Below are 7,917 nucleotides of genomic sequence, written 5' to 3' on the forward strand. Positions count from 1 at the left end.
CCGCGCAATTGATCATTCGACCGCATAGACGGTCGGGTTCACACCTTCTTCGACGGTGTAAATCTTGAACGGTTCCTGCTTCGCGCCCCCCATACCCGGCGATCCCAACGGCATGCCGGGAAGTGTCAGACCGGCAATGTCCGGGCGCTCATCAAGCAACTTGTTGACGACATCAATTGGCACATGACCGCTGACGACGTAGTCACCCAGAAAGGTCGTATGGCAGCCCTGGAAATCGTCCGGGATACCTGCATCACGGCTGATCTGAGCAAGATCATGGGTCGGCTTTACCTCGACCGTGAAGCCATTCTCGCGCAGGTAGTCCGCATAGCTCTCGCAGCATCCGCATTGCGGGTTCTTGTAGAGCGTGGCCTCTTGCGCTGCGGCAGGCGCGGCATTCAGGCTCATTGCAAAGACAGCGGCAGCACCTGCGGTGCCAAGACTGGCAAGTCCAATTAGTTTCTTCATCGGTTCTTTCCTTTCGTGGTGATCGTTACGTGAGATTGTTTCAGGTTTTGGTCGTGCCAGGATCGACACGTATGATGCCCATCATGCCGGCCGCCTGGTGTTCCAAGATGTGACAATGGAACATCCAGTCTCCCGGATTGTCCGCCACGAAGGCGATCTCGACCCGTTCCTCCGGTGCCATCAGGACGGTGTCCTGCCATTCGCGATGCCGTGTCGGTTGCCCGTTCCGTGTGATCACACGGAACGAATGTCCATGAAGATGCATCGGGTGATGCCACGCGGTGCGATTGTCCATCTGCAGCACATGCGACGTGCCCTGCGGCAGGACCAGCAATGGATCCATCATGTGCCCCGTTGCTGCTTTGCCGTTGATGAACCACATGTTGCCTTCGCGCATCTGCTCCATCATGGACCCCATGCCGCCGCCCATCATCATCTGCCCCATCATGCCGCCATTAAAGATGATCTGATGCCGCGTGGCAGCTTGCATATCGGGTTCGGCCAGCGGGTTGGGTGGCAGTTCCATCGACCAGTCCGGGACCGCGTCCCGTAACCGATCCGGCCCGTAGGCGAGATCGACCAGACGGTATTCCAGATCCCTGTAGAAGACATCGGTGATGGTCAGGCTCTCTCCGGGCTTGCCGATCATATCAATCACCAGATCGACACGCATGGCCGGACCGACCACCACGATGTCATCGTCTGGTACATGAGGTGACACGGGTTGACCGTCCAGAGCGACCACGACCGGCGCAAGCCCCCCGAAATCCAGCCCGAATATCCGCGCGTTCGCTGCATTGACCAGCCGAAGGCGGATGCGTTCCCCGGATCGCACCGCGATACGGTCAGGGATCTGGCCGTTGATCGTCACGGAATTGCCGATACGACCGCCGTGCATCGCGTCGTGCCGGCTTCCGAAATCTGTCGCAATCTGTCCGTCGCCGGTCATCCGCCAGTCATCGAGCATCCAGGTCAAATCGCGATCCACGCGGATCGGGTTTGCTTCCTCGACGATCAGCGGCCCGTAAAGCCCGCGCCCGACCTGTTCCGAACTGCGCTGGTGCGGGTGATACCAGAATGTACCTGCGTCCAGCGCATCGAATTCGTAGAGAAACTCGCCACCGACCGGGATCGGGTCCTGTGTCAGGAACGGCACACCGTCCATCGCATTGGGTGTGCGAATGCCATGCCAGTGGACCGTCGTCCCTTCATTTAGCCCGTTCTCGGCCAGAACCCGAATTCGGTCTCCCTGCAGCACCCGGATCTCGGGGCCGGGGAGGGATCCGTTGTAGCTCCAGACGTCGGTAGGGCCGTAGGGTGCCGGTCGCAGGGCGGCTTGTCCGGCCGCAGCGCGTAGCAAGAATGGGTCCTCTGTCGGACCTGCCATCGCTACTCGTGCCGGTGACAGAGTGGATATGGCCGTGAAAGCGGCACCGGTGCGCAGCACGTGCCGTCGTGAAATCAGTCTGTTGAGGGTCATTACTTCTGCCTTGATCTGAAAGGGTCGCACTCAGCCAGCTTCGGCCAAGGCAACGGTCAGGCCCCGCAACAAGCGAGGTCGTTATCAGGTTCAGACAGGCAGCTTGGGAGGAAATGGATCAAGGGAGGGAACCGAGCCAATCGGGATCACAGGTCCCGCGACCGGGATGACAACTCCGAAGGCCATCTCAAGCGTCATCGCTGACGTACGAGCTACGATACCGGCCGTACTTCCCGCGCCACAAGGGACTGTACACCCACCCTCGCAGGATATCCCGTCAGCAAATCCGATCGGATCGCATCCGCTGCAATGGTCGTCCGCGCTTTCGGCGCCCGCCATCTGAGCCATTGCTGCCTCAGCCGCATTCGCTGCCGATACATCCGGCGCAACCACGGCACCGAAGCTCAATGCAAGGATCAAAATGAGGCGGAAAACACAGATCATGCGATCCTTATGCAAGCTTCCAGTAGGGGGAGGTCAAGAAGTATCCCGTAACATAGGCGTGACATTGCCACGCGGGTACTCACTGATTGGCCAAAATATGCCCGAGGTTGGTTTCGGGGGAAAATCTGAGGCGAGACTGCGGACTCATCCAAGGTCTTTTTCGGAGCCAGGCAGCCACCCGCATCTTTTCATGCGGGTGGCTGCCCTTGTGTCAACTTGCGTCTTTGAATTCGGTGTATTCGCCGCGCACCTGGACAGTCACGGTTGCGGGCTGGCTGTCCCGATTCCGCCAAAACCATCCGTGTTCGTCGTCAAATGTCGCGATGATCTCGCCCTCGTCGCCCGTCGAACCGGGGCCCTTTTCATAGGTCACCGAATTGCCCTCGCCATGGCCGTGCATGTTGAAGTTCACACGCCCGCCATCGACCAGCATTCGGTATTCTTCCGTCTGGCCCTCTTCCATGACCAGCTTCCACTCGGCACTGTCGCCGGGTGCAAGCGTAAAGGTGGTTTCGTCGCGCCAGACCTCGACCTCCTGCGCGTGTGCCGCACCGGTGCAGGGTCATAACCGATTCCGGCGCTATGTCCCGAGAATGCTCCATCTTCTTAAGATCGACGGGGCGCATGTGGCTACGCCGCTCTTGGCTGCCATCGATTTGATCAAAAATGGCGCAAGGCATTCTGTGCCAACAGATTTTCTGCGACGCACCTCGAAGTGGCACCAGCACCTGAAGATGCAGCAACCGAGTGATCAACGCTTGTGGGAGGTGGCGGTTCTGTTCCATTTGCGGGACGCCTTCCGATCCGGCGATATCTGGCTGGCACAATCCAAGCGCTACGGTGATCTCAAGCAGGTTCTGGTTCCCGCAACAACGGCAGCGGCAAATGCGCGGCTTGCTGTGCCGCTTGATCCCGAGCAATGGTTGGCAGACCGCCATGCCCAGATGGAAATCGGTCTGGAAAAACTCTCAAAGGCGGCGAAACGCGGAACGATCCCCGGCGGGGCCATCGAAGACGGTGTCCTGCAGCTCAGCCGATTGCCTACACAAAACCCGAACGGCGCGGCTGATCTGCTCTTTGATCTGTATAAGCGTGTCCCGGATACGCGCATCACCGACATCATGTTGCTGGTCGATGATGCAACTGGGTTCACCGATGCGTTCACACATCTACGGACAGGGGCACCGCCGAAGGATCGGATTGGCTTGCTGAATGTGCTGCTTTCGGAAGGCTTGAATCTTGGATTGAGCAAGATGGCTAAGGCGAGTAATTCGCATGGGTTTTGGGAATTGATGCGTATTTCGCGGTGGCACATTGAAAGTGAAGCCTAGGCTCCAGACCCATTAATCCGCTTGAGGCTGCCAAGCTTGCATGATTCAAACTCCCAAAATCTGGGGGCATTATGAGCAATCTTCTGTGGTTGCCGTCCAAGGTGCAAGAAGCTTCTGACCCTCTTGTTGGCGGTGATCGAGTGCGGTCTTCTGTCAGGCCTTTGAAGCGCGGCGTGTCATGAAGCCGCTGGCCGGTATGGTGATCCGCGGATCGGGTCCAAATCTTTTCTTAGAGATCGTTATCTCAAGATTACTCGCTGGCTTTCCCTATCCGGATCGTTCGATCGTTTTGCCCATTCAGGTCGTCGACTTCTCCCACCGTCTTAGCGAACTTGGCAAATCATGGTTGCTACCATCTCATGGCATCACCGCCAGGTTCGGTTCGTTATAATCTTCTTCTCGCACCAGCATAGCCCAGATGGCGCGGGCCATCTTGTTGGCAAGTGCGATCGCGACAAGCATCCGCGGCTTTTTCTCCAGCATGCGCGCAAGCCACGAGCCTTTAACGGGTGGCTTTCGGCTTGCCCAGTTTACCCGGGCCATAGCACCAATGATCAGCAGTCTCCGGATATCGGCCTGACCGGCCTTGGACACCCTGCCCAGTCTTTGCTTGCCGCCGGAAGAGAACTGTCGAGGAACAAGCCCGAGCCAGGCGGCAAAATCGCGCCCGCGGCGGAAGCAGTCCATCGGAGGGGCAAAGGCTTCGACTGCAAGTGCTGTTATCGGCCCAACACCTGGCATCGTCTGAACCCGCCGGGCAAGATTGCTTTCGTGAGAGAGCTCTGTCAGTTGTCTTGTCTTATCTTCGATCCGAGCGGTCTTCTCACCGATTTGAACGAGCAGGTCTCGGCATTCATCGCGAACAAGGTCCGGAATGTCGCTCTGCGGATCGTCAACGATCAGCTCGACGCGCTTGAGATGGGCGAGACCGGACGGGATGACCTTTCCATATTCGTAAAGCGCAGAGCGCAATGCGCCCGCAAGTTCGGTGCGTTGAGCAACAAGGCGTTCACGCGCCCGGAACAGAACTGCGCGCGCCTGTTGTGCGGAAGTCTTTATCTCAACGAACCGCATCTCGGGCTGCCGTGCTGCAACTGCGATCGCCTCAGCGTCTGCCGCGTCGTTTTTCTGGCGTTTCACGAATGGCCGTACGTATTGGGGCGCTATCAGTTTGACGTCATGACCAATCTTGATCAGTTCGCGTGCCCAATAATGGGCACTACCACAAGCCTCCATGACGACCAACGACGGAGCGTGTTCTGACATGAAGTGTAAGAACTGTCCGCGCGACAGTTTCTTGCGGAACTTCACGTCTCCCGTCATCGACGTTCCATGAAGCTGGAAAACGCTCTTTGCCAGATCTACGCCGATCAGCATATCTTTCATCTTACCGTCCTCTCCATGTTTGTGGGTGCAGTCAGCACCACTGTGGCACATCGCGATGCCGGCTGGGGAAGGACGGCAACCACCCCATCTTTACTGGCTGACGGACGAACAAATGGCGCGGCTTCGGCCGTTCTTTCCAAAGAGCCATGGCAAGCCACGCGTGGATGACAGGCGCGTTCTGAGTGGAATAATATTCATGAATCGCAATGGCTTGCGGTGGTCCGACGCGCCGAAGGAATACGGCCCGGCAAAGACCCTCTACAACCGATGGAAGCGGTGGGGCGACATGGGCGTCTTCGCGAGGATGATGGAGGGGTTGGCCTCTGAGGCGACAGTTCCGAAGATGGTAATGATCGACGCGACCTATCTCAAAGCACACCGCACGGCTTCGAGCCTTGGGTTGAAAAAGGGGGGCGCGGTCGCCTGATTGGCCGAACAAAGGGCGGCATGAACACCAAGTTGCATGCCGTCACAGATGAAAACGGCCGCCCGATCAGCTTCTTCATGAGCGCAGGCGAGGCCAGCGATTATACTGGTGCAGCGGCATTGCTGAACAGTCTTCCTCCTGCGCAATGGCTTCTGGCCGACAGAGGTTATGATGCCGACTGGTTCCGTGAAGGCTTGCAAAACAAGGGCATAAAGCCGTGCATCCCTGGCCGGAAGTCGCGAGCAAAGCCCGTCAAATACGACAAGCGTCGATACAAACGTCGTAACAGGATCGAAATTATGTTTGGTCGCCTGAAGGATTGGCGCCGGGTTGCCACTCGCTACGACAGATGCCCGAAGGTCTTCCTCTCAGCCATCGCACTCGCCGCGACCGTCTTGTTCTGGCTTTGATCATCAATGAGTCTGGAGCCTACGGACGGGCGCTTGCGAATATCGTGGACGCTCAGGCCAAACTACCTATGGCGTAGTTCTGGGGCATGGGGATAACCGCATCCAGCGACGATCAGTTCTTTCCAACCACCCGACAAGGCGAGGCGATGAATCTGATCAATGCCAAATACGGAAATGAGCCGGTGCTGAAAGCCTACACGCATGTTTCGGACCAGTTTGCGCCGTTTGCATCTCAGACCATTCCGGCCACGGTCAGCGAGGCAGCTTACATCCTTGATGGGTTGCTGAACAATGATGTCGGCAAACGGATCAAGGAACAATATGCGGACACAGGCGGCTTCACTGATCACCTCTTTGCGGTCACGTCGATCCTGGGCCATCGGTTCATTCCGCGCATCTGGGATCTGCCATCAAAGCGGCTTTATGTGTCCGATGCCGGAGGAACGCCACAGAACCTTAAAGGAATGATTGGCGGCAAAATCCGCGAAGGCCTGATCGCGTCAAACTGGCCTGACATTCTCAGGATTGCAGCCACAATGACGGCGGGGACGGTCGCGCCAAGCCAAATCCTCCGCAAGCTGGCTTCGTATCCACGCCAGAACGATCTCGCGTTGCTTTGAGGGAAGTCGGCCGTGTCGAACGCACATTGTTCATGCTGGATTGGGTACTCAACGCGGATATGCAGCGGCGAGTGCAGATCGAATTGAACAAAGGTGAGGCGCATCACGCGCTGAAGAATGCTCTGCGCATCGGCAGGCAGGGCGAAATACAAGACCGCACGACCGAAGGACAGCACTATCGTATGGCGGCGCTCAATCTGCTGGCGGCCATCGTCATATACTGGAACACCGCCCGGCTCGGTGAGGCGGTGGTGCAGCGCCAAGACGCGGGCCTGCCTATTCAGCCTGACCTCCTTGCGCATACATCGCCACTCGGGTGGGCGCACATTCTGCTGACAGGAGAATACAAATGGCCAAAAAAAATGATACGCAGGACAGCGGACCTTGGCTACGAGGCGCATGGACTCACACAGTGCGGACAAACCAAACTTATGCAGTTGCGGCTATTGCTGACGCAGCATCGCTATGCAACTGCGGCAAACATGCCGTTCGACATCTGCGCATATCCTGGAAGCAGTCATTGGATTTTGCCTGGGCTGATGCGAAGTGTATGGTTTCGTCCTCATCTATTTGACTGTCGAAAAGCTCTGCTTACTCACAGAATTGAGTTTGCCTAGATTGGAGGAGGTGTAATTAGTTCAGATGTTCGACATCATTCGCCGCGTCATTCAGTGGCTCGTCCGAAGCATCCTCATAGAGCGCGGCAAACAGCGCGAAGGCGACGGCCGCCGCTATGCCCGCCAACGGGATCCAATGCCATTTTTTCGATTTCTCGAAGTCCGGTTCCTGGTTCGACATATTGCACCTCCAAAAAAACGATCTGGCCGGGCGATGCGAAGAGCGCCCGGCCAAAGGGATCAGTCGTCGATCGAAATCGGGCTGACCAGCGGGCCGCCATCGACAACCACCGGCTTGTCGTTCGCAACGCTTCCGGGTCCGAATTCGTAGACGCCGAGTTCGCCATCATCGACGTGCAACATCGCGATGACTTTGTCTCCGTCATAGTCACCGGTCAGCGGAACGTAGACATTTTCGGTCATGCCAGCCTTGACATAGGTATGCCCGATCGAGGCCGGAACGACCGGCTTGCCGTCCTTGATTGCGTGGATCACGACCCAACCATCCGCGGCGGCGGTCACGGACTTGACCACGACGGCGTGGCTCAGTTCCTGCTCTGCGGTTTCGAGCGCGTTGGACACGTGGCCGTCAGCGAGGGCGACGGACGCAGTGGCGGTCAGGACCGCGATTGTGGCGATAACTTTCTTCGTAGCGTTCATGAGAACTCTCCTTTGAATTCGGTTGGAGCGCCGCTTTGGGCGGAGCTTGCAAGGTTCACGACCGACAGCCTGGA

Annotated in this window: 7 protein-coding genes and 2 pseudogenes; 3 read left to right on the plus strand and 6 right to left on the minus strand. The window is 57.6% G+C overall.

The features are described from left to right. Window positions 1–12 precede the first annotated feature (12 nt). The 3 genes from KBT70_RS19535 to KBT70_RS19545 form a co-directional block, all read right to left on the minus strand. Entirely contained in the window at window positions 13–468 is a 456-nt protein-coding gene (locus tag KBT70_RS19535; RefSeq protein WP_296638059.1) for a DUF411 domain-containing protein, read from the minus strand. A 40-nt stretch (window positions 469–508) separates the two neighbouring features. Then, window positions 509–1,948, minus strand: a complete 1,440-nt coding sequence (locus KBT70_RS19540; RefSeq protein WP_296638062.1) for a multicopper oxidase family protein — start codon at window positions 1,946–1,948, stop codon at window positions 509–511. A 655-nt stretch (window positions 1,949–2,603) separates the two neighbouring features. Continuing rightward, the gene (locus KBT70_RS19545) at window positions 2,604–2,855 is read right to left on the minus strand and encodes a hypothetical protein (protein WP_244148447.1); all 252 of its coding nucleotides are present in this window, start codon (window positions 2,853–2,855) and stop codon (window positions 2,604–2,606) included. Window positions 2,856–2,946: 91 nt separating this feature from the next. Here KBT70_RS19545 and KBT70_RS19550 point away from each other — a divergent pair. Next, window positions 2,947–3,720, plus strand: a pseudogene (locus KBT70_RS19550) (Tn3 family transposase); the annotation flags it as partial. A gap of 360 nt (window positions 3,721–4,080) precedes the next feature. Here KBT70_RS19550 and KBT70_RS19555 read toward each other — a convergent pair. Then, window positions 4,081–5,109, minus strand: coding sequence for an IS110 family transposase (locus tag KBT70_RS19555; protein WP_296638067.1), 1,029 nt, complete (start codon window positions 5,107–5,109; stop codon window positions 4,081–4,083). A 55-nt stretch (window positions 5,110–5,164) separates the two neighbouring features. On the opposite strand from KBT70_RS19555, the gene KBT70_RS19560 reads away from it, so the two are divergent. Both KBT70_RS19560 and KBT70_RS19565 read left to right on the plus strand, forming a co-directional pair. Further along, a protein-coding gene (locus KBT70_RS19560; RefSeq protein WP_296638070.1) for an IS5 family transposase occupies window positions 5,165–5,946 on the plus strand; the annotation gives its coding sequence in 2 pieces (ribosomal slippage) (window positions 5,165–5,507 and window positions 5,507–5,946; 783 coding nt in all). An 8-nt stretch (window positions 5,947–5,954) separates the two neighbouring features. Continuing rightward, window positions 5,955–6,928, plus strand: a pseudogene (locus tag KBT70_RS19565) (Tn3 family transposase); the annotation flags it as partial. Between the two features lie 271 nt (window positions 6,929–7,199). On the opposite strand, the gene KBT70_RS19570 reads toward KBT70_RS19565, so the two are convergent. Beyond that, entirely contained in the window at window positions 7,200–7,364 is a 165-nt protein-coding gene (locus KBT70_RS19570; protein ID WP_156178419.1) for a hypothetical protein, read from the minus strand. A gap of 59 nt (window positions 7,365–7,423) precedes the next feature. Then, the gene (locus tag KBT70_RS19575; RefSeq protein WP_053079185.1) at window positions 7,424–7,843 is read right to left on the minus strand and encodes a hypothetical protein; all 420 of its coding nucleotides are present in this window, start codon (window positions 7,841–7,843) and stop codon (window positions 7,424–7,426) included. Window positions 7,844–7,917 lie beyond the last annotated feature (74 nt).

The organism is Roseovarius sp. (assembly GCF_018066915.1).
Taxonomy (GTDB): Bacteria; Pseudomonadota; Alphaproteobacteria; order Rhodobacterales; family Rhodobacteraceae; genus Roseovarius.

Excerpts from the sequence above, each read along its gene's own strand:
- KBT70_RS19545 (WP_244148447.1), bottom strand. The coding sequence starts at position 2,855 with ATGGAAGAGGGCCAGACGGAAGAATACCGAATGCTGGTCGATGGCGGG.
- KBT70_RS19540 (WP_296638062.1), bottom strand. The coding sequence starts at position 1,948 with ATGACCCTCAACAGACTGATTTCACGACGGCACGTGCTGCGCACCGGT.
- KBT70_RS19535 (WP_296638059.1), bottom strand. The coding sequence starts at position 468 with ATGAAGAAACTAATTGGACTTGCCAGTCTTGGCACCGCAGGTGCTGCC.
- KBT70_RS19575 (WP_053079185.1), bottom strand. The coding sequence starts at position 7,843 with ATGAACGCTACGAAGAAAGTTATCGCCACAATCGCGGTCCTGACCGCC.
- KBT70_RS19555 (WP_296638067.1), bottom strand. The coding sequence starts at position 5,109 with ATGAAAGATATGCTGATCGGCGTAGATCTGGCAAAGAGCGTTTTCCAG.
- KBT70_RS19570 (WP_156178419.1), bottom strand. The coding sequence starts at position 7,364 with ATGTCGAACCAGGAACCGGACTTCGAGAAATCGAAAAAATGGCATTGG.